We start from the raw sequence: 19,440 nt of genomic DNA, 5'->3' as shown, positions 1-19,440 counted from the left end.
TAGTTATTATGACCATGATTATCGCAGTAACAGCTTGCCCGTCTGGCGTCGCACATACTTATATGGCGGCGGAAGCGCTGGAAAGCGCGGCGAAAGCCAAAGGCTGGGACGTGAAGGTTGAAACGCAGGGTTCCATTGGCCTCGAAAATGAACTGACTGCAGGCGACGTAGCCGCCGCGGATATCGTGATTCTGACCAAAGATATCGGTATCAAGTTCGAAGAGCGCTTTGCCGGGAAGACCATCGTGCGGGTAAATATCAGCGATGCAGTTAAACGCGCAGACGCTATTATGAATAAGATAGAAGCGCATCTGGCGCAAATCGCATAAGCAGCATGAACGGGCTGGTGGTAAGCGCGCCAGCCCGCAGCGGGCAATAAGCAGGAGAACCCGATGACGGTAAGACGGTTAGTCGCAGTCACTGCCTGTGTGAGTGGTGTGGCGCATACGTATATGGCTGCCGAGCGGCTGGAAAAGCTGTGCCAGCAGGAGAAGTGGGGGATTAAAATTGAAACTCAGGGCGCGCTGGGGGTTGAAAACCTGCTCACGGCTGAGGATATCCAGCTCGCTGACGCGGTGTTGCTCATTACTGATATCGAGCTAAGCGGTGCGGAGCGTTTTTCCCACAGCCGCTATGTGCAATCCGGCATTAATGCTTTCCTGCGCGAGCCGCAAAAGGTGATGAGCGCAGTGCGTAAACTGCTTTCAGCGCCGCAGCAGACACATATCATTCTGCATCCCTGACCTTTTCAATGAGCTGACTGTGGTACTGGCGACGGTACTCTGATGGCGAGCGTTCGGTATTTTTACGAAACAAACGGCAGAAGTAGTTGCTGTCGACAAAACCGCAGGCGTGGGCAATCTCTTTTACTTTCAGGTCATATCCCTTCAACAGCATTCTGGCATGTTCCAGCCGCGTGTGATTCAGGTATTCGTTAAATCCCACCGCCCCGGTTTTCTGAAACAGGTGCGAGAGGTAGTTGGGCGAGATATAAAACGCCTGCGCGACCGATTCGCGGGTGAGCGGTGAGGCGTAATGTTCGTCGATATAGTCGCGAATAGCGTCGAAAAGCGCCTGGCTGCGCGAAGCCGTTTGGATCTGGCTGCCCAGCAGGTCGCAGCAGTGGCTCAACAGGCTGGCGACAATCAACCGCGCGGTGTGTTGTTCCTGCGGCTGCATCTGCATTTCATGCAGGGTTTGCAGCAGAAATGAACCGATGCGTGGCCCGCGGCGGGCGACATGCTGGCGATTGAGGTTCTGCGAATGGCTGCCGTCCCAGTGTACCAGGCTAAAGCCGAGCTGCTGTTTGCCAAACAGAATACTGAGGGTGGTGACGGGCGTTTGCCATTGCGGGAAGTTCCAGCCGCCTGCGGGAACAAACAGCACATCATGACGCTGCATGCGCGTGGCCGTGCCGGCGTCAGTAAACTCGCCCTCCAGCACAATTTCCAGTCGTGGAAAATCGACCTGATACGCCAGCTCGGGCGCCGGGCTGGTGGTGCTGGCAAAGTGAATGTTTTGCAGTTCAGACGGCGTATTGATAAGCCGGGTGAGCAGTTGCGTAATGTCGTGATGCATGGCGATCCCTTGTCTGTTGCATACAGCGCAACATTAACGGGGCGCGATAAAAAAGGCCACTCCTGAATGGAGTGGCCGTAATCAGGATCACTGATTTCCCTGGAGTTCCCCGTAAGGTAACGAGTCGTAATCCTTTAAGCCGTTTTTCTTGTACGGGTTGCCAATCCAGCGCGTCATCGGCGTGAACTGCGGGCTGGTGATGGAACGCGTCGCATCAAAGCCATCATAGCTGAGCCCCGCTAAGTCGGACCAGGTGTGGATAAGCTCCGAACTGCTGTACTTACGGTTGACGTCCTGCGAGAAATCTCGCGGATGGGCCGCCTGCCATTTTTCTGACGTCCACAGTATAAACGGCACGGTGTACATGTGGCGTGTCGGCGCCAGTTCGTTGCGTCCCTGAATGTTATGCGGTGGCGTGTCATACACCTCTTCGCCGTGATCGGAGAAGTAAAGCAGGAAACCATTTGGATCCGTCGCTTTGTACTCGTTGATCAGGCTGGCGACAACGTGGTCGTTATACAGGTTTGCGTTATCGTAGGCGTTGTATTCGTCCTGTTGATCCTGCGATAACCCGGCGGGCAGATTGTCGGTTTTGCCATTAAACTTGCCCCATTTTTCCGGATAGCGGTACTCGTACTTGATATGTGTACCCAGCAGGTGAACGATAATGAATTTCTTCGGCGCCGGGTCAGCCATCACTTCTTTAAATGGATCCAGCACATTGGTGTCGTATTCACGCGCACTCTGTGTGCGCTGCTGGTTCATATAGAACTGCTTATCGGTTTGCTTCGAGAAGACCGTCAGCATGGTGTTACGTTCGGTCATCGTCTGCTGGTTGGTGATCCAGAACGTTTTATACCCTGCCTGTTTCATCATGTTCATTAATGAAGGTTTGGTCAGGTAGAGATCCGGGTTTTTCTCGTTAGCAAAGGTCAACGCCTGTTGCAGGATCTCGATGGTGTAAGGACGAGACGTGACGACGTCGTTGAAGACGGTCAGGTTTTTATCGTTCTTATGCAGAGCGTCGAGTTCTGGCGTGGTTTCACGTGGGTAGCCGTACAGGCTCATACGCCCACGTTGGGTGGATTCGCCAATGACTAACACCAGGGTGCGCGGCGCATCGCCGGAGCTGTCTTTTAAATTCGCCAGTGGCGGTAATGCGTTGTTTGCGCTTAACAGTTTGTTCAGGCTGGTTAATTGCTGGCGATATTGATAGTAGCCGGTAATAAACTGCCACGGTGCGGCGGGCTCCATACGGGAAGCCATACCGTTCAGCGTTTTTTCCAGCGGTTTATCACCAACAACGCTGCCAGCAACAATAGGATTAAGAATTAACCCATACAGCAGAGCAAAAGAAATCAGCCAGCGGCTGAGGTGCGGGATATAGACAGGCTTCAGTCTCGACCACAGGAAAATCGCCACTGCGGTATACGCCACCGCCGTCAGAACAATCTTCAGGCTGAAATACTGGCTCATGTATTCGCTGGCTTCATTGGCGTTCGATTCGAACATAATGAACAGCACGCTTTGTGAAAATTCCTGCCCATAGATCACGAAGTAGCACAAAGTCGCCAGCGAGGCGGCCCACAGCACTATGCCAATAACGGCAGCAATAATGCGCGTTTTACTGGGGAACAGAAAAATGGGGATCAGCCACAGTGAACTGAATAAAAGCGAGTCGCGAAAACCATTGGTGCCGCTATAACCCGTTAACAGAATAATGGCCTGCAACAGGGTTGAGAAAAACCAAAAGTAGAGCAGCGCCCAGCCAAGGGCTTTCCAGCTAAATTTGCTATCAGCCGGTGTGTTTGTGGAGAGCATAGATTAAGCCTGTCTGAATTCGTGGTGCCAACCGTAACGGCATTTTATTAAGCGAACCTTAAGGTATACCAGGGTTATTGTTACGGCAGTAAAAAATCACGTTAAGCACAACGATAGACAGAAGGAAAAAGAAAAGGTTGTGTCGCGAGGGGATAATTTTTAATGTGCCTGCTTACAATAAGCAGGCACATTATTTTTTCAGGAAAGGCTTATTTAGCCGGTGTTACGCATACCTGCAGCGACGCCAGCAATAGTGACCATCAGCGCTTGTTCAACGTTTGGATCAGGCTCTTTGCCTTCCTCTTCCGCCAGGCGTGAACGGTGCAGCAGTTCGGCCTGCAGTACGTTCAGTGGGTCGGTATAGATGTTACGTAACTGAATGGACTCGGCAATCCACGGCAGGTCAGCCATCAGGTGGGCATCGTTGGCGATGTCCAGCACGACTTTGATATCGGCTTCCAGCAGATTACGCAGTTCTTCACCCAGGCCCCATAGCTCTTTTTTCACCAGGCGCTGATCGTAGTATTCCGCCAGCCACAGGTCTGCTTTGGCGAATACCATTTCCAGCATGCCAAGACGCGTGGAGAAGAATGGCCAGTCGCGGCACATTGATTCCAGTTGGCTCTGTTTGCCATCTTCCACTACTTTTTGCAGCGCCGCGCCCGCGCCCAGCCAGGCGGGGAGCATCAGGCGGTTCTGCGTCCAGGCGAAGATCCACGGAATCGCGCGGAGAGATTCCACGCCGCCGGTTGGGCGACGTTTTGCCGGACGCGAGCCAAGCGGCAGTTTACCCAGTTCCTGTTCCGGGGTGGCGGAGCGGAAGTAAGGCACGAAGTCTTTGTTTTCACGCACATAGCCGCGGTACATCTCGCAGGAGATATCGGAAAGCTCATCCATGATGTGGCGCCACTCTGCCTTTGGCTCCGGCGGCGGCAGCAGGTTAGCTTCCAGAATCGCGCTGGTATAAAGCGACAGGCTACTGACGGTAACTTCAGGCAGGCCATACTTGAAACGAATCATCTCGCCCTGCTCGGTGACGCGCAGGCCGCCTTTGAGGCTTCCCGGCGGTTGTGAAAGCAGCGCGGCATGGGCTGGCGCGCCGCCACGTCCAATTGAGCCGCCGCGACCGTGGAACAGAGTGAGTTCAATGCCGGCTTTTTCGCAGGTTTTGATTAGGGCATCCTGTGCCTGGTACTGCGCCCAGGAAGCGGCCATCACACCCGCGTCTTTCGCGGAGTCGGAATAGCCAATCATCACCATCTGTTTGCCCTGAATAAAGCCGCGATACCAGTCGATATTCAGCAACTGGGTCATGACATCGTTCGAATTATTCAGGTCATCAAGGGTTTCAAACAGCGGCGCGACCGGTAGTGCAAACGTAATGCCTGCTTCTTTAAGCAGCAGATGCACCGCCAGCACGTCGGAAGGCGTTTTCGCCATGGAGATGACATAGGCGGCGACCGAGCCGATTGGTGCATCGACAATCGCTTTACAGGTATTCAGGACTTCTCGCGTTTCGTTGCTTGGCTCCCAGCTACGCGGCAGCAACGGACGCTTGGAATTGAGTTCACGGATCAGGAACGCTTGTTTGTCAGCTTCAGACCAGCTTTCATAATCGCCGATGCCGAGGTAGCGGGTCAGTTCGCCCAGCGCTTCGGTGTGGCGGGTGCTCTCCTGGCGCACATCAATGCGCACCAGCGGGACGCCGAAACACTTCACGCGGCGCAGAGTGTCGAGCAGTTCGCCGTTGGCGATAATGCCCATTCCACAGGCCTGAAGTGATTTATAACAGGCATACAGAGGATCCCAGAGCTGTTCATTCTGGCTGATAAGCCCTGCGGGTTTCGGCAGGCGCTGGCCTTTGAGGCGGGCTTCCAGCCAGGCTTGCGTCGCCATTAACTGGCTGCGAATGTTTTTCAGCAGATAGCGATACGGCTCCTGCTCGCCCTCTTCGCCAACCAGCGCGCGCAGTTCGTCGGTACACTCGACCATCGACAGTTCCGAGATAAGCAACTGAATATCTTTCAGGAACAGATCGGTGGCCTTCCAGCGGCTTAGCAGCAGGACATGGCGTGTAATATCGGCGGTAACGTTCGGGTTGCCGTCACGGTCGCCGCCCATCCACGAAGTGAAGCGGACTGGGACGAAATCAACCGGCAGGCGGTAGTTCAGATTCTCTTCGAGCTGTTCGTTCAGCTCGCGCAGATAGTTCGGTACGCCTTCCCACAGGCTGTTTTCCACCACAGCGAAGCCCCATTTGGCTTCATCTACCGGGCTTGGGCGGTGTTTACGAATTTCATCCGTATGCCATGATTGAGCGATAAGCTGGCGCAGGCGACGCATTAACTGGTTACGCTCGTAGTCGGCGATATCTTTGTTATCCAGTTGCTTCAGGCAGCCGTTTATTTCGCCCATTTTGTGGATCAGGGTGCGGCGCGTAATTTCGGTCGGGTGAGCGGTCAGAACCAGCTCCAGCGACAGCGATTCGACGGCTTTTTTAATGGTGGCTTCGTTGAGATTGGGTTGGTCTTTGAGTTTACGCAGCGTGCGTGCAATCACTTCCGGGTTGCTCGCGGCTTCGCCTTTCGGCGAGATGCTGTGATACTGCTCGGCGGTATTCGCCAGGTTCAGAAACTGGCTGAAGGCACGAGCCACCGGCAGAAGTTCATCGTTGGAGAGGTTTTGCAGCGTTGTCAGCAGTTCCTGACGGTCGGCTTCATTGCCGCCGCGTGAGGATTTTGACAACTTACGGATAGTTTCTACACGGTCAAGAATGTTCTCACCAAGCGCATCCCTGATGGTATCGCCTAGCACTTTACCGAGCATACTGACATTACTACGCAACGCGGAATATTGTTCGTTCATGTTAACCCAGACACCCCATCTCATTTATTTTTGTTATACCCCAGGCTTTGGAACGCAAGGCCGGAATATGAAACCTCCTTTATAAAGCCACGTAAAAACCCCCACGTCAATTGCTGCGAAATCGGTTCAGCAATCGAGTAAATTGCGGCAATTTACGAAATTTAATTCGCATCGTGTCAGATAAGTAATGCTTATGAAAATAGGGGGCGTGCGGTTTGCCCCTCACCCTAACCCTCTCCCCAAAGGGGAGAGGGAACGATCGTGCCCACAGTTACAATTAGCGCGGATTTTCCCCCTCGCCCCTTTGGGGAGAGGGCCGGGGTGAGGGGGGGCATATCAATGCCAGCAGAAGTGATGCACAACCTGGGTAATCAATTCGCGGGTCGGCTTAATAAACCGCGTTTCCAGATATTCATCCGGCTGGTGGGCCTGATTGATCGAACCCGGGCCGAGCACCAGTGTTGGGCAAAGGGTCTGAATAAACGGCGCTTCGGTGCAATAGTTCACCACTTCGGTTTGCGCACCGAGGAGTTTTTCAACCACACCTACCAGAGCGTGATCCGGTGGACATTCATAGCCCGGGATCGGCGGATGTAGCTCAGAGACGGTTAAACGACCAGGCCACTGTTCGCTGACCGGCGCCAGGGCTTCATCCAGCAGCCCGTTCAGGTCGTTCAGCGTCATTCCTGGCAGCGGGCGAATATCCATATGCAGTTCGCAGCAGGCGCAGATACGGTTTGACGCATCGCCGCCGTGGATAGCGCCGAGGTTCAGCGTCGGGTAGGGCACAGTGAACGCCTCGTAGTGATAGCGCTCTTTCAGGGAGTCTCGCAGTTGCATCACGCGGCCAATCGCATCGTGCATAATTTCAATCGCGTTTACGCCGCGTGCCGGGTCGCTGGAGTGACCCGACTGCCCAAGCACGCGGATAGCGCTGGAGATATGGCCTTTATGGGCGCGAACCGGCTGCAATGAGGTTGGTTCGCCGATGATGGCGCAGTCCGGGCGCAGGGCGGTGGTTTGGGCGAAGTAGCGCGCGCCCGCCATGCTGGTCTCTTCATCGGCAGTTGCCAGAATGTAGAGCGGCTTTTTCAGCGTCGTCACATCAACATCACGCAGAGCGTCGAGAATAAAGGCGAAGAAGCCTTTCATGTCGGCGGTGCCCAGACCGTAAAGCTTGTTTTCATGCTCGGTCAGCGTGAAGGGATCGCGTGTCCAGCGGCCATCGTCGAAAGGAACGGTATCAGTGTGGCCGGCAAGCAGCAGGCCGCCTGCGCCATGCCCGGTACTCGCCAGCATGTTGAATTTGTTGCGCGTACCAGGAACGGGTTGGATCTCAACATTGAAGCCTAAAGAGGTGAACCAATCACCCAGCAGAGTGATTAAAGACGCATTGCTTTGATCAAGGGCTTCTTCGGTGGCGCTGATGGAAGGTGTGGCGATCAATGCACGGTAAATCTCGATAAATGGCGGTAAATTGTTTTTCATTGTTGACACACCTCTGGTCGTGATAGTATCAATATTCATGCAATATTTGTGAATAAAAATACAATATCGTTAAGCGTAATAAAACCCAGAATCACCAGGGATATACGTTTAACAGGGTGAGGAAGAGAACGTTCTTCCCGGGCATATATGACGTAAGAAGGTGAACAGCCCCGATGTTGAATACGCTGATTGTAGGTGCCAGTGGGTATGCTGGCGCAGAGCTTGTGACCTATGTAAATCGCCATCCGCATATGAACATAACCGCTTTGACGGTCTCAGCGCAAAGCAATGATGCGGGAAAGCTAATCTCCGATCTGCATCCACAGCTCAAAGGCATTGTCGATATGCCGCTGCAGCCGATGTCGGATATCAGTGAATTTAGCGCCGGGGTGGATGTGGTTTTCCTCGCCACCGCGCACGAAGTCAGCCACGATCTGGCACCGCAGTTTCTGGCGGCAGGTTGCGTGGTGTTTGACCTTTCCGGGGCGTTTCGCGTGAACAACGCGCCTTTCTACGAAAAATATTACGGCTTCACCCATCAGCATCCTGAATTACTTGAGCAGGCGGTGTATGGCCTGGCCGAGTGGTGCGGCGATGCGCTGAAAGAGACCAATCTGATCGCCGTGCCGGGCTGTTACCCCACGGCGGCACAATTGTCGTTGAAGCCGCTGATTGATGCCGATTTGCTGGATCTCACCCAGTGGCCGGTGATTAACGCCACCAGTGGCGTGAGCGGCGCCGGACGCAAAGCGGCGCTCTCTAATAGCTTCTGTGAAGTGAGCCTGCAACCGTATGGCGTATTCAACCATCGTCATCACCCGGAAATTTCAACCCACCTGGGCGCAGAGGTGATTTTTACCCCACACCTGGGTAACTTTAAACGCGGCATACTCGAGACCATCACCTGCCGCCTGAAACCGGGCGTTGACGCGGAACAGGTGGCAGCCGCCTTCCAGCAGGCGTATGCCCATAAACCGCTGGTACGCCTCTATGATAAAGGTGTTCCGGCGCTGAAAAATGTGGTCGGTTTGCCCTTCTGCGATATTGGTTTTGCCGTGCAGAACCAGCACCTGATTGTGGTGGCCGCGGAAGATAACCTGTTAAAAGGCGCAGCGGCGCAGGCTATGCAGTGCGCCAACATTCGTTTCGGCTTTGCCGAGACGCAGTCTCTTCTTTAAGGTGTGATGACGATGAATCCATTAATTATCAAATTAGGCGGCGTGTTGCTGGATAGCGAAGAGGCGCTGGAGCGCCTGTTTACCGCACTGGTGAATTATCGTGAATCACATCAGCGCCCGCTGGTGATCGTGCACGGCGGCGGCTGCGTGGTGGATGAGCTGATGAAGCAGCTTAATCTGCCAGTGAAAAAGAAAAACGGCCTGCGTGTGACGCCCGCCGATCAAATCGACATCATTACCGGCGCGCTGGCGGGCACTGCTAATAAAACGCTGCTGGCGTGGGCGAAAAAGCATGATATTGCCTCTGTGGGGTTGTTCCTCGGTGACGGCGATAGCGTAAAAGTTACGAAGCTCGACGAAGAACTGGGTCATGTTGGCCTGGCGATGCCGGGTTCGCCAAAGCTCATTAATCTGCTGCTGGAGGGTGGTTTCCTGCCGGTGGTGAGTTCTATTGGCGTCACTGCTGAGGGTGAGCTGATGAACGTCAACGCTGACCAGGCGGCGACGGCGCTGGCGGCAACGCTGGGCGCGGATCTGATCCTGCTTTCTGACGTAAGCGGTATTCTGGACGGTAAAGGCCAGCGCATCGCGGAGATGACCGCCGCGAAAGCGGAACAACTGATCGAACAGGGCATTATTACCGATGGCATGATCGTGAAAGTGAATGCGGCGCTGGATGCTGCCCGCACGTTGGGTCGCCCGGTGGATATCGCATCATGGCGTCATGCGGAGCAACTACCGGCGCTGTTTAACGGCACGCCGATTGGTACGCGGATTCTGGCTTAATATTTCCCCTCACCCTAACCCTCTCTCACAGGGAGAGGGAACCGATCGGTGCGTGAGGGTAGCTTTCAGGCAACATTAAACGAATTTTAAGGAAACAAGTTATGGCACTTTGGGGCGGGCGTTTTACACAGGCAGCGGATCAACGGTTCAAACAGTTCAATGACTCTTTGCGCTTCGACTATCGCCTGGCGGAGCAGGATATCACTGGCTCTGTCGCCTGGTCCAAAGCGCTGGTAACAGTAGGTGTGTTGACTGGAGAAGAACAGCAACAACTGGAAGAAGCGCTGAACGTGTTGCTGGAAGAGGTTCGCGCCAATCCGCAGCAAATCCTGCAAAGTGATGCCGAAGATATTCATAGCTGGGTGGAAGGCAAACTTATCGATAAAGTCGGCCAGTTAGGCAAGAAACTGCATACCGGGCGCAGCCGTAACGACCAGGTGGCGACTGACCTTAAACTGTGGTGCAAAGATACCGTTACGGAACTGCTGTCGGCGAATCGTCAGTTGCAGAGCGCGCTGGTGGAAACCGCGCAGCAGAATCAGGATGCCGTCATGCCGGGTTACACCCACCTGCAACGTGCGCAGCCAGTGACTTTCGCGCACTGGTGTCTGGCTTATGTTGAGATGCTGGCGCGTGATGAAAGTCGCCTGCAGGATGCGGTAAAACGCCTCGACGTTAGCCCGCTGGGTAGCGGTGCGCTGGCCGGTACGGCATACGAAATCGATCGTGAACAACTGGCTGGCTGGCTGGGTTTTGCCTCTGCCACCCGTAACAGCCTGGACAGCGTTTCCGACCGCGACCACGTGCTGGAACTGCTGTCCAATGCCTCTATCGGCATGGTGCACTTGTCGCGTTTTGCTGAAGATTTGATCTTCTTTAACTCCGGTGAAGCGAATTTCGTTGAGTTGTCTGACCGCGTGACCTCTGGCTCTTCCCTGATGCCGCAGAAGAAAAACCCGGACGCGCTGGAGCTGATTCGTGGTAAATGTGGCCGCGTGCAGGGCGCGCTGACCGGCATGATGATGACCCTGAAAGGCCTGCCGCTGGCGTACAACAAAGATATGCAGGAAGACAAAGAGGGCCTGTTCGACGCGCTCGACACCTGGCTGGACTGCCTGCACATGGCGGCGCTGGTGCTGGACGGCATCCAGGTGAAACGCCCGCGTTGCCAGGAGGCGGCGCAGCAGGGTTACGCTAACGCCACCGAACTGGCGGATTATCTGGTCGCCAAAGGCGTGCCGTTCCGCGAGGCGCACCACATCGTGGGCGAGGCGGTGGTCGAAGCGATTAAACAGGGCAAACCACTGGAAGCCCTGGCGCTGGCGGATCTACAAAAATTCAGCAGCGTGATTGGTGATGATGTGTATCCGATTCTGTCGCTGCAATCGTGCCTTGATAAACGTGCGGCGAAGGGTGGGGTGTCACCGAAGCAGGTGGCGCAGGCGATTAGCGAGGCGCAGCAGCGTTTGATTTAACGATTTGCACCCCCTCACCCTAACCCTCTCCCGAAGGGAGAGGGAACCGATCGAGCACAGATATAAGTTCACAATTATTCTGCGGACTAGCCCCTCTCCCTTAGGGAGAGGGGTTGGGGGTGAGGGGTATTCGCCCAAAAAAAATGCGGACCTGAGAGTCCGCAAAAGTTCACGTTGGCTTTAGTTATTTCGAGTTTGAGAGAAACTCTGCGAAACATCACGGTGACTTCAAGGGTTAAGGAGGTACCGCTCCGTTTCTGTGTTGCATTATTGAACAGAAAGCTTGATAGGGATAATCGTTCATTGCTATTCTATCTATCGCCGCGAACTATCGTGGCAATGGAGGATGAATAATGAATATTCGTGATCTTGAATACCTGGTCGCGTTAGCCGAACACCGGCATTTCCGTCGGGCGGCAGACTCGTGCCATGTCAGTCAGCCAACGCTGAGTGGGCAAATCCGCAAGCTGGAAGATGAGCTGGGCGTGATGTTGCTGGAACGCACCAGCCGTAAAGTGCTCTTCACCCAGGCAGGTTTGCTGCTGGTGGATCAGGCGCGCACGGTGCTGCGTGAGGTCAAAGTGCTCAAGGAAATGGCAAGCCAGCAGGGAGAGACCATGTCCGGTCCGCTGCATATCGGTTTGATTCCAACGGTCGGCCCTTACCTGCTGCCGCACATTATCCCAATGCTTCACCAGACTTTCCCAAAACTCGAAATGTACCTGCATGAAGCGCAAACGCATCAACTGCTGGCACAACTCGACAGCGGTAAGCTGGATTGCGCCATTCTGGCACTGGTGAAAGAGAGCGAGGCGTTTATCGAAGTGCCTTTGTTTGATGAGCCAATGATGCTGGCGATCTATGAAGATCACCCCTGGGCTGAGCGCGATCGTGTGCCAATGTCCGATCTGGCGGGTGAGAAACTGCTGATGCTGGAAGATGGTCACTGCCTGCGCGATCAGGCGCTGGGTTTCTGTTTTGAAGCGGGTGCTGATGAAGATACGCACTTCCGGGCGACGAGCCTTGAGACGCTGCGTAACATGGTGGCGGCAGGCAGCGGCATTACGCTGTTACCGGCGCTGGCCGTGCCGCGGGAACGTCGCCGTGATGGGGTGATCTACCTGCCGTGCATCAAGCCTGAGCCACGTCGTACCGTAGGTCTTGTCTATCGCCCGGGATCACCCCTGCGCAGTCGCTATGAGCAACTGGCAGAGGCTATCCGCGGAACGATGGAAGGTCACTTCGACGAGAAAGCGTTACCAAAGGCGGTTTAAGCCATTGAGCGCCGCTACCCGATAGGCTTCGGCCATGGTCGGGTAGTTAAAGGTGGTGTTAACAAAGTACTCGATCGTGTTACCACCGCCTTTTTGTTCCATAATCGCCTGGCCGATGTGAATAATTTCGGCTGCGCGTTCACCAAAGCAGTGGATCCCCAGAATTTCTTTCGTTTCCCGGTGGAACAGAATTTTCAGCGTTCCCACATTCATGCCAACAATCTGCGCGCGCGCCAGATGCTTAAACTGCGCCCGACCCACTTCATAGGGTACTTTCATCGCGGTGAGCTGCTGCTCTGTTTTGCCGACGGAGCTGATTTCCGGAATGGTGTAGATGCCGGTTGGAATATCTTCCACCAGGTGCGCTGAGGCTTCACCCTTAACCATCGCCTGCGCGGCAATACGGCCCTGATCGTAAGCCGCAGAGGCCAGACTTGGATAGCCAATGACATCGCCCACCGCGTAGACATGCGGTAGCGCGGTTTGATACATGCTGTTTACTTTCAACTGACCACGGCTGTCGGCTTGCAGTCCGATGTTTTCCAGCGCCAGTGAATCGGTGTTCCCGGTGCGCCCGTTAGCGTAAAGCAGGCAGTCGGCTTTCAGCTTTTTACCTGACTTCAGGTGCATGATGACGCCGTCATCCAGCCCTTCGATTTTCTCGTACTCTTCGTTGTGGCGAATCACCACGCCGCTGTTCCAGAAGTGGTAAGAGAGCGAATCCGACATCTCCTGGTCAAGGAACGCCAGCAGACGGTCGCGGGTGTTGATCAGATCAACTTTGACGTCCATTCCACGGAAAATGGAGGCGTATTCACAGCCAATTACCCCTGCTCCATAAATAATAACGTGGCGAGGCTCGTGGTGCAGGCTGAGGATGGAGTCGCTGTCGTAAATACGCGGGTGGCTAAAATCGACATCGGCCGGACGGTAAGGGCGCGAGCCGCAGGCGATGACGAATTTTTCTGCTGTCAGCGTTTCAACCGAGCCGTCCGGGCACTCCAGCGCCAGCGTGTGTTCGTCTACAAAATGCGCGTTGCCCTGCAAAATTTCACAGTGGTTACGTTCATAAAAGCCCTGACGCATGCGAGTCTGCTGATTAATCACGCTGTCAGCATGGTTCAGAATGTCGGCGAAAGAGGAACGGAGAAGTCGGGTGTGGTCGCTGTAAAGAGGGTTCTGGTTAAATTCGATAATACGGCTGACGGCATGGCGAAGTGCTTTTGAGGGGATAGTGCCCCAGTGGGTACATCCGCCGCCGACATTATGATAACGCTCAATAACGGCGACACGTGCTCCCTGTTTCACCAGACCCATAGCAGCACCTTCGCCGCCGGGGCCGGAACCAATTACTATTGCATCATAATCGTAGGAATTTGGCATGGTAAGGCTTACCTGTTCTTATACATAAAAGCAACAGAATCATAACATCTTCACCGGGATAACCCAATTATCATTGTGCTTTTTTCATGCAAAAGAGCATAAATCGCCCGTAAACAATCATTCACAAAGCAGTGTAAGTCGATTAGTTTTAATCTCTGGTATAGTGCCAACAAGGCATCTGGAAGGATTCAATCATCGTGATGGGCGTTAGAGCGCAACAAAAAGAAAAAACCAGGCGTTCGCTGGTAGAAGCAGCATTTAGCCAACTGAGCGCAGAGCGAAGCTTTGCCAGCCTGAGTCTGCGTGAAGTGGCACGAGAAGCGGGCATTGCGCCAACCTCCTTTTATCGCCATTTCCGTGATGTTGATGAGTTAGGGCTGACGATGGTGGACGAAAGCGGCCTGATGCTGCGTCAACTGATGCGCCAGGCGCGTCAGCGTATCGCCAAAGGCGGCAGCGTGATCCGCACTTCCGTGTCGACATTTATGGAGTTCATCGGTAATAACCCTAACGCATTTCGTCTGCTTTTACGCGAACGCTCCGGCACCTCTGCGGCGTTTCGTGCTGCGGTTGCGCGCGAAATTCAGCACTTCATCGCGGAACTTGCCGACTATCTGGAAATCGAAAACCATATGCCGCGCGCTTTCACAGAAGCGCAGGCTGAAGCGATGGTGACGATTGTCTTTAGCGCGGGCGCGGAAGCGCTGGATGTCACGCCGGAACAGCGACGTCAGCTTGAAGAGCGACTGGTGCTGCAACTGCGGATGATCTCTAAAGGGGCTTACTACTGGTATCGTCGCGAACAGGAAAAAATGTCACATCATTCCGAATAAGGTGGAAGACGAGCAATGAAACAGTCAGGGCAAGATAAAGGAACGCTGTTGCTGGCGCTGATAGCTGGCTTATCAATTAACGGTACATTTGCGGCGCTGTTTAGTTCCATCGTGCCGTTTTCTGTATTCCCGATTATTGCGCTGGTGCTGACGGTCTATTGTCTGCATCAACGCTATCAGAATCGCACGATGCCGGTGGGGCTGCCCGGTCTGGCAGCGGCCTGCTTTATTCTGGGTGTGCTGCTATACAGTACCGTGGTGCGCGCCGAGTATCCGGATATCGGCTCTAACTTCCTGCCAGCGGTGCTGTCGGTGATTCTGGTGTTCTGGATTGGCGTGAAAATGCGTAACCGGAAGCACGAGATTTCTGAGTAAGACGCCAGTGCCGGTGACTATCCGGCACCCAACGCATTATTTCCTCGTCAGCAGAACCCCACACTCCATATGGTGCGTATACGGGAACTGATCAAACAACGCCAGGCGCTCAACCTTATGCGTCTGGCTTAATGTTTCCAGATTCTGGCACAGCGTTTCCGGGTTGCAGGAGATGTACAGAATGCGCGGATACGCCTGCACCATTTTCTCGGTTTCGCTATCCAGCCCGCTGCGCGGCGGATCGACGAAAATCGTTTCACACTGATAGCTTTTTAAATCAATGCCCTGCAAGCGGTTAAACTCCCGCGCGCCGTTCATCGCCTGGGTAAACTCTTCCGCCGACATGCGAATGATCTGCACATTATCAATGTGGTTCGCCGCAATGTTGTATTGTGCAGCAGCGACGGAGGGCTTGGCGATTTCGGTTGCCAGCACGCGGTCAAAGTTGCGCGCCAGCGCCAGCGAGAAGTTGCCGTTCCCGCAGTAGAGTTCCAGTAAATCCCCGGTCGAATTTTCTGTGGCGTTGAGCGCCCACTCCAGCATCTGCACGTTCATTGCCGCGTTCGGCTGGGTGAAGCTGTTTTCCACCTGGCGGTAGATCATCTCTTTACCGGCAACGGGCAGTCGCTCGTCGATATAGTCCTGATCCAGCGCGATTTTGGTTTTTGTCGCACGGCCAATCAGGTGCACATTAAGGTTTTGTGCTCGCAGGGCATCGCGTAGCGCTTCCGCTTCCTGACGCCATTCGTCGTCGAGTTTTTTATGATACAGCAGCGACACCACCGCCTGATTGCTTTGCGTAGTGAGGTAGTCAATCTGGAACAGTTTGTGGCGCAGCGCGTGGTTATTACGCACACCATCCAGCATGGCGGTCATCAACGTATTGATAAGCTCGCTGGCAGCCGGAAAGGAATCGACGCGAATGCGGCTTTTGGTCTGCTGATCGAAAATGATGTGGTACAGGTCATCCCCATCATGCCAGATGCGAAATTCCGCGCGCATGCGGTAATGACTGACTGGCGAGCGAAACACCTCCGGAACCGGCGCGTTGAACGGGGTCATCATCGATTGCAGACGGACCACTTTCTCGGCCAACTGCGCTTCATATTGCTCGGTAGGAAGGTGTTCGGGGGTCATGATGCATCCTGAATAATAAAAGTACGCGGGGATTGTAGGGCCTGTTCAGGGGATGTCCAGCGATTGATGTTTTCCTAAATGGTGATGGAAGTCTGGACATCTATATGTAACTAAATGTAGCATCCGGGTTCCGGTCCTGTGAGTTAAAAGGGAATCCAGTGAAAATCTGGGGCTGACGCGCAGCGGTAAGGAGTGGTGGGATGAACGCATTTTGCAGACACTGCCTGAAAAGGTGGGAAGTCTTCATCCGGTAAAACGCCCCCGAGCCCGAAGACCTGCCGGGTGACGTCGCACTGGGTTTTCATCATCGCGGGCTATCGATGAAACCGGCGGCATCCTTATTCTATTGTGGATGCTTTAACAATGATTAAAAAAACTTCGCTGATGACGGCGTTATCCGTCTCGGCTTTTTCCGTTTGGGCGCAGGACAGCACTTCAGACACCCTCGTCGTAACCGCCAGTCGTTTCCAGCAACCGGTCAATACCGTCCTTGCGCCGATGGATGTCGTCACGCGCGATGACATCGACCGCTGGCAGGCTAAAAATCTTAACGATGTGATGCGTCGCCTACCGGGCGTGGATATCGCGCAATATGGCGGGATGGGGCAGAGCTCTTCGCTTTTTATCCGCGGTACTGAAACCAAACAGGTTTTGGTGCTGGTCGATGGCATTCCGATGACCCGCCCTGGTATCTCTAATAACCCGGATCTTAATCAGATCCCGCTTTCGTTAGTTCAGCGCGTGGAGTACATCCGTGGGCCGCGCTCGGCGATTTATGGTTCCGGCGCGATGGGAGGGGTGATCAACATCATTACCCACTCCAACGAGGAACAATCGAAAATTTCCGCCAGCATGGGCTCTAAAGGCTATCAACAATATGATGGCACGTTGCGTCACCGTTTCGGCGACACGGTGGCAACGGTGGCGGGTTCTTATGAAACCACCAAAGGGTTTGATGTGCAGCCGGGCTCGACCTGGAGCCACGATAACGACCGTGACGGTTTCCGCAATAAAACCTTCTGGGGAAGCCTGGAGCATAAATTCAACGATAACTTCGATGGCTTCTTCCGTGGCCACAGCTATACCAATAATGTCGACTATGACCTGGGAAGCCCGCCGTACTCCCCAGCCTATAGCGCCGACGAAGAGCAGCTTTATAACCAGACCTGGGATACCGGGTTGCGATTCCATTCCGGGAGCTACTCCTCTGAGCTTATCGCCAGCTATCAGAAGGTGAAGGACTATAACTACAGCAGCATTTATGGTCGTTACAAAGATGGTACTACGCTTGACCGTATGACCCAGCGCAACCTTCAGTGGGGGAACAACCTGATTGTTGGTCACGGCTCGGTAAGCGCCGGGGTGGACTGGCAGCAGCAGCGTTTGACCTCGTCGGATACGGCGATATCTGATACCTATAAGCGCGACAATACCGGGCTTTATCTTACCGGTCAGCAGCAGTTTGGTGATGTGACGCTGGAAGCTTCTGGCCGTGAAGATCACGATAATCAGTTTGACTGGCACGGGACATGGCAAACCGCGGCAGGCTGGCAGTTCGTTGAGAACTATAAAGTGACGTTATCGTATGGTACCGGCTTCCTGGCGCCGTCGTTAGGTCAGCAGTTTGGCTCTACACGCTTTGGTATCAGTTCGAATCCGGACTTGAAACCGGAAGAGTCGAAACAGTGGGAAGCGGGACTGGAAGGATTGACCGGGCCGCTGGACTGGCGTTTGTCGGCGTATCACTACAAGATCTCTAACCTGATTACCTACTACTCCGATCCGGTTACCTATGACGGCGAGTACGCCAACATCAACTCGGCGACGATTAAAGGTGTTGAATGGACAGGTAGTTTTGATACAGGGATCTTTAATCACCGCGTTACGCTGCAATATATGGATCCGCGTAATGACGAGAATGATGAAGTGCTGGCGCGCCGCTCTAAGCGTCAGGCGAAATACCAACTGGACTGGACAATGTTCGATGTGGATATGGATGTGGCGTGGCAGTATTACGGCCGCCGTTACGATAACAACACGTCGCAATACAATCCGAAACAGCAGGTTTTACCGAGCTACAGTACGGTTGATGTTTCCGCGTCATATCCAGTCACCTCACAGCTCACAGTTCGTGGTAAAATAGCCAACCTGTTCGATAAAGATTACGAGACAGTTTATGGCTACCAAACTGCAGGACGGGAATACACCTTGTCTGGCAGCTACACCTTCTGAACCACGCCCTACCGTACTGGTGTTTGACTCCGGTGTCGGTGGGCTGTCGGTCTATGATGAGGTTCGTCAACTTCTGCCGGACCTTCATTACATCTACACCTTCGATAACGTTGCATTTCCTTATGGGGAAAAAAGCGAAGAGTTTATCGTTGAGCGCGTGGTAGAGATTGTTACCGCCGTTCAGCAGCGTTACCCGCTCTCGCTGGCGATTATCGCCTGCAATACCGCAAGCACCGTTTCATTACCCGCCCTGCGCGAAAAGTTTGGCTTCCCGGTGGTCGGTGTGGTGCCGGCCATTAAGCCGGCGGCGCGTTTATCCGCCAACCGTATTGTCGGTTTGCTGGCAACGCGTGGCACGGTGAAGCGTCCTTATACGCATGAACTCATCGCCCGTTTTGCCAATGAATGCAAAATTGAAATGCTGGGGTCGGCAGAGCTGGTGGAGCTGGCAGAAGCGAAACTGCACGGCGACCCCGTCTCTCTTGATGAGCTTCGCCGCATTCTGCGCCCATGGCTGCGGATGCAGGAGCCGCCGGACACGGTTGTGCTGGGCTGCACGCATTTCCCGCTGCTGCGCGATGAACTGCTGCAGGTGCTTCCGGAAGGTACGCGGATGATCGATTCCGGCGCGGCGATTGCGCGTAGAACGGCCTGGCTGCTGGAACATGAAGCGCCGGATGCGAAATCGACGGAAGAGAATAAAGCATTTTGCATGGCGTTGACGGCGGAAACTGTACGACTTTTACCCGTTTTGCAGCGCTATGGCTTCGAAACGCTTGAAAAACTGCCAGTTTAAAGCGGTTTTGCTCAAAAAAGAGACGGTTGAAAAGATTTTTTTAAACAGGGGTTGTCAACGTCTCAGAACTCCCTATAATGCGCCTCCACTGACACGGAACAACGGCACGCAAGCCGCCGGGTCAGCGAGGTTCTTAAGAGAACTTCCGCAGAGAAAAGTGAAATAAAAACTTGACTCTGTAGCGGGATGACTTAATATGCACAACCCGCGCCGCTGAGA

The 19,440-nt window shown here is 54.1% G+C and carries 16 protein-coding genes and 1 riboswitch; of the genes, 10 read left to right on the top strand and 6 right to left on the bottom strand.

Annotated features, from left to right (window positions below; genetic code table 11):
- The first annotated feature begins 8 nt into the window (after positions 1 to 8).
- Together VSR74_RS21800 and VSR74_RS21795 are read left to right on the top strand one after the other, a co-directional pair.
- Positions 9 to 329 (top strand): PTS fructose-like transporter subunit IIB, encoded by a 321-nt coding sequence (locus tag VSR74_RS21800; RefSeq protein ID WP_347796638.1) that lies wholly within the window; start codon positions 9 to 11, stop codon positions 327 to 329.
- A gap of 63 nt (positions 330 to 392) precedes the next feature.
- Positions 393 to 743, top strand: a complete 351-nt coding sequence (locus VSR74_RS21795; RefSeq protein WP_347796637.1) for a PTS fructose-like transporter subunit IIB — start codon at positions 393 to 395, stop codon at positions 741 to 743.
- Here VSR74_RS21795 and VSR74_RS21790 read toward each other — a convergent pair.
- The 4 genes from VSR74_RS21790 to argE form a co-directional block, all read right to left on the bottom strand.
- Complete coding sequence (locus VSR74_RS21790; RefSeq protein WP_347796636.1) at positions 727 to 1,578, bottom strand: helix-turn-helix transcriptional regulator; 852 nt, start codon at positions 1,576 to 1,578, stop codon at positions 727 to 729. The genes VSR74_RS21795 and VSR74_RS21790 overlap by 17 nt on opposite strands.
- Positions 1,579 to 1,665: 87 nt before the next feature.
- Positions 1,666 to 3,399, bottom strand: a complete 1,734-nt coding sequence (locus VSR74_RS21785; RefSeq protein ID WP_347796635.1) for a phosphoethanolamine transferase CptA — start codon at positions 3,397 to 3,399, stop codon at positions 1,666 to 1,668.
- A 213-nt stretch (positions 3,400 to 3,612) separates the two neighbouring features.
- A complete protein-coding gene (gene ppc / locus VSR74_RS21780) occupies positions 3,613 to 6,264 on the bottom strand; it encodes a phosphoenolpyruvate carboxylase (RefSeq protein ID WP_347796634.1) in 2,652 nt (883 codons plus the stop codon).
- Positions 6,265 to 6,600: 336 nt separating this feature from the next.
- The gene (gene argE / locus VSR74_RS21775) at positions 6,601 to 7,752 is read right to left on the bottom strand and encodes an acetylornithine deacetylase (protein WP_347796633.1); all 1,152 of its coding nucleotides are present in this window, start codon (positions 7,750 to 7,752) and stop codon (positions 6,601 to 6,603) included.
- 173 nt (positions 7,753 to 7,925) lie between these two features.
- Between argE and argC the strand changes: the two genes are divergently transcribed.
- The 4 genes from argC (at position 7,926) to oxyR (ending at position 12,465) form a co-directional block, all read left to right on the top strand.
- Positions 7,926 to 8,930, top strand: a complete 1,005-nt coding sequence (gene argC, locus VSR74_RS21770) for an N-acetyl-gamma-glutamyl-phosphate reductase (protein WP_347796632.1) — start codon at positions 7,926 to 7,928, stop codon at positions 8,928 to 8,930.
- A 12-nt stretch (positions 8,931 to 8,942) separates the two neighbouring features.
- Positions 8,943 to 9,716: an acetylglutamate kinase gene (gene argB, locus VSR74_RS21765; protein WP_347796631.1), complete on the top strand. Its 774-nt coding sequence runs from the start codon at positions 8,943 to 8,945 to the stop codon at positions 9,714 to 9,716.
- Positions 9,717 to 9,817: 101 nt separating this feature from the next.
- Positions 9,818 to 11,191 carry an argininosuccinate lyase gene (gene argH / locus VSR74_RS21760; RefSeq protein ID WP_347796630.1) on the top strand — a complete coding sequence of 458 codons (1,374 nt, stop codon included), beginning with the start codon at positions 9,818 to 9,820 and terminating at the stop codon, positions 11,189 to 11,191.
- A 353-nt stretch (positions 11,192 to 11,544) separates the two neighbouring features.
- Positions 11,545 to 12,465, top strand: coding sequence for a DNA-binding transcriptional regulator OxyR (oxyR, locus tag VSR74_RS21755; RefSeq protein ID WP_347796629.1), 921 nt, complete (start codon positions 11,545 to 11,547; stop codon positions 12,463 to 12,465).
- Here oxyR and sthA read toward each other — a convergent pair.
- Positions 12,448 to 13,848: a Si-specific NAD(P)(+) transhydrogenase gene (gene sthA, locus VSR74_RS21750; RefSeq protein WP_347796628.1), complete on the bottom strand. Its 1,401-nt coding sequence runs from the start codon at positions 13,846 to 13,848 to the stop codon at positions 12,448 to 12,450. The two genes, oxyR and sthA, sit on opposite strands and share 18 nt — an antisense overlap.
- Before the next feature lie 197 nt (positions 13,849 to 14,045).
- Between sthA and fabR the strand changes: the two genes are divergently transcribed.
- Together fabR and VSR74_RS21740 are read left to right on the top strand one after the other, a co-directional pair.
- Entirely contained in the window at positions 14,046 to 14,681 is a 636-nt protein-coding gene (gene fabR, locus VSR74_RS21745; RefSeq protein WP_347796627.1) for an HTH-type transcriptional repressor FabR, read from the top strand.
- Positions 14,682 to 14,696: 15 nt separating this feature from the next.
- The gene (locus tag VSR74_RS21740) at positions 14,697 to 15,056 is read left to right on the top strand and encodes a YijD family membrane protein (protein ID WP_015966475.1); all 360 of its coding nucleotides are present in this window, start codon (positions 14,697 to 14,699) and stop codon (positions 15,054 to 15,056) included.
- 36 nt (positions 15,057 to 15,092) lie between these two features.
- Here the strand turns inward: VSR74_RS21740 and trmA are convergent, their stop codons facing one another.
- Positions 15,093 to 16,193, bottom strand: a complete 1,101-nt coding sequence (gene trmA / locus VSR74_RS21735; protein WP_347796626.1) for a tRNA (uridine(54)-C5)-methyltransferase TrmA — start codon at positions 16,191 to 16,193, stop codon at positions 15,093 to 15,095.
- A gap of 114 nt (positions 16,194 to 16,307) precedes the next feature.
- Positions 16,308 to 16,490: riboswitch (cobalamin riboswitch) on the top strand.
- Positions 16,491 to 16,556: 66 nt separating this feature from the next.
- Here trmA and btuB point away from each other — a divergent pair.
- On the top strand, positions 16,557 to 18,425 hold the full coding sequence (gene btuB, locus VSR74_RS21730) for a TonB-dependent vitamin B12 receptor BtuB (protein WP_347796625.1): 1,869 nt from the start codon (positions 16,557 to 16,559) through the stop codon (positions 18,423 to 18,425).
- Positions 18,370 to 19,221: a glutamate racemase gene (gene murI / locus VSR74_RS21725; RefSeq protein WP_015966472.1), complete on the top strand. Its 852-nt coding sequence runs from the start codon at positions 18,370 to 18,372 to the stop codon at positions 19,219 to 19,221. Before btuB ends, murI begins: the two co-directional genes overlap by 56 nt.
- The last annotated feature ends 219 nt before the right edge of the window (positions 19,222 to 19,440 follow it).

The organism is Pseudocitrobacter cyperus (assembly GCF_039889165.1).
Classification (GTDB): Bacteria; Pseudomonadota; Gammaproteobacteria; order Enterobacterales; family Enterobacteriaceae; genus Pseudocitrobacter; species Pseudocitrobacter cyperus.
The sequence above is the reverse complement of the archived record's forward strand: the minus strand, read 5'-3'. Positions and strand labels throughout refer to the sequence as shown.

Bases quoted from the DNA above. Each gene is read 5' to 3' on its own strand.
- VSR74_RS21790 (WP_347796636.1), bottom strand. From the start codon at position 1,578: ATGCATCACGACATTACGCAACTGCTCACCCGGCTTATCAATACGCCG.
- ppc (WP_347796634.1), bottom strand. From the start codon at position 6,264: ATGAACGAACAATATTCCGCGTTGCGTAGTAATGTCAGTATGCTCGGT.
- argH (WP_347796630.1), top strand. From the start codon at position 9,818: ATGGCACTTTGGGGCGGGCGTTTTACACAGGCAGCGGATCAACGGTTC.
- argC (WP_347796632.1), top strand. From the start codon at position 7,926: ATGTTGAATACGCTGATTGTAGGTGCCAGTGGGTATGCTGGCGCAGAG.
- argE (WP_347796633.1), bottom strand. From the start codon at position 7,752: ATGAAAAACAATTTACCGCCATTTATCGAGATTTACCGTGCATTGATC.
- murI (WP_015966472.1), top strand. From the start codon at position 18,370: ATGGCTACCAAACTGCAGGACGGGAATACACCTTGTCTGGCAGCTACA.
- VSR74_RS21785 (WP_347796635.1), bottom strand. From the start codon at position 3,399: ATGCTCTCCACAAACACACCGGCTGATAGCAAATTTAGCTGGAAAGCC.
- argB (WP_347796631.1), top strand. From the start codon at position 8,943: ATGAATCCATTAATTATCAAATTAGGCGGCGTGTTGCTGGATAGCGAA.
- oxyR (WP_347796629.1), top strand. From the start codon at position 11,545: ATGAATATTCGTGATCTTGAATACCTGGTCGCGTTAGCCGAACACCGG.
- trmA (WP_347796626.1), bottom strand. From the start codon at position 16,193: ATGACCCCCGAACACCTTCCTACCGAGCAATATGAAGCGCAGTTGGCC.
- VSR74_RS21800 (WP_347796638.1), top strand. From the start codon at position 9: ATGACCATGATTATCGCAGTAACAGCTTGCCCGTCTGGCGTCGCACAT.
- btuB (WP_347796625.1), top strand. From the start codon at position 16,557: ATGATTAAAAAAACTTCGCTGATGACGGCGTTATCCGTCTCGGCTTTT.
- VSR74_RS21795 (WP_347796637.1), top strand. From the start codon at position 393: ATGACGGTAAGACGGTTAGTCGCAGTCACTGCCTGTGTGAGTGGTGTG.
- VSR74_RS21740 (WP_015966475.1), top strand. From the start codon at position 14,697: ATGAAACAGTCAGGGCAAGATAAAGGAACGCTGTTGCTGGCGCTGATA.
- sthA (WP_347796628.1), bottom strand. From the start codon at position 13,848: ATGCCAAATTCCTACGATTATGATGCAATAGTAATTGGTTCCGGCCCC.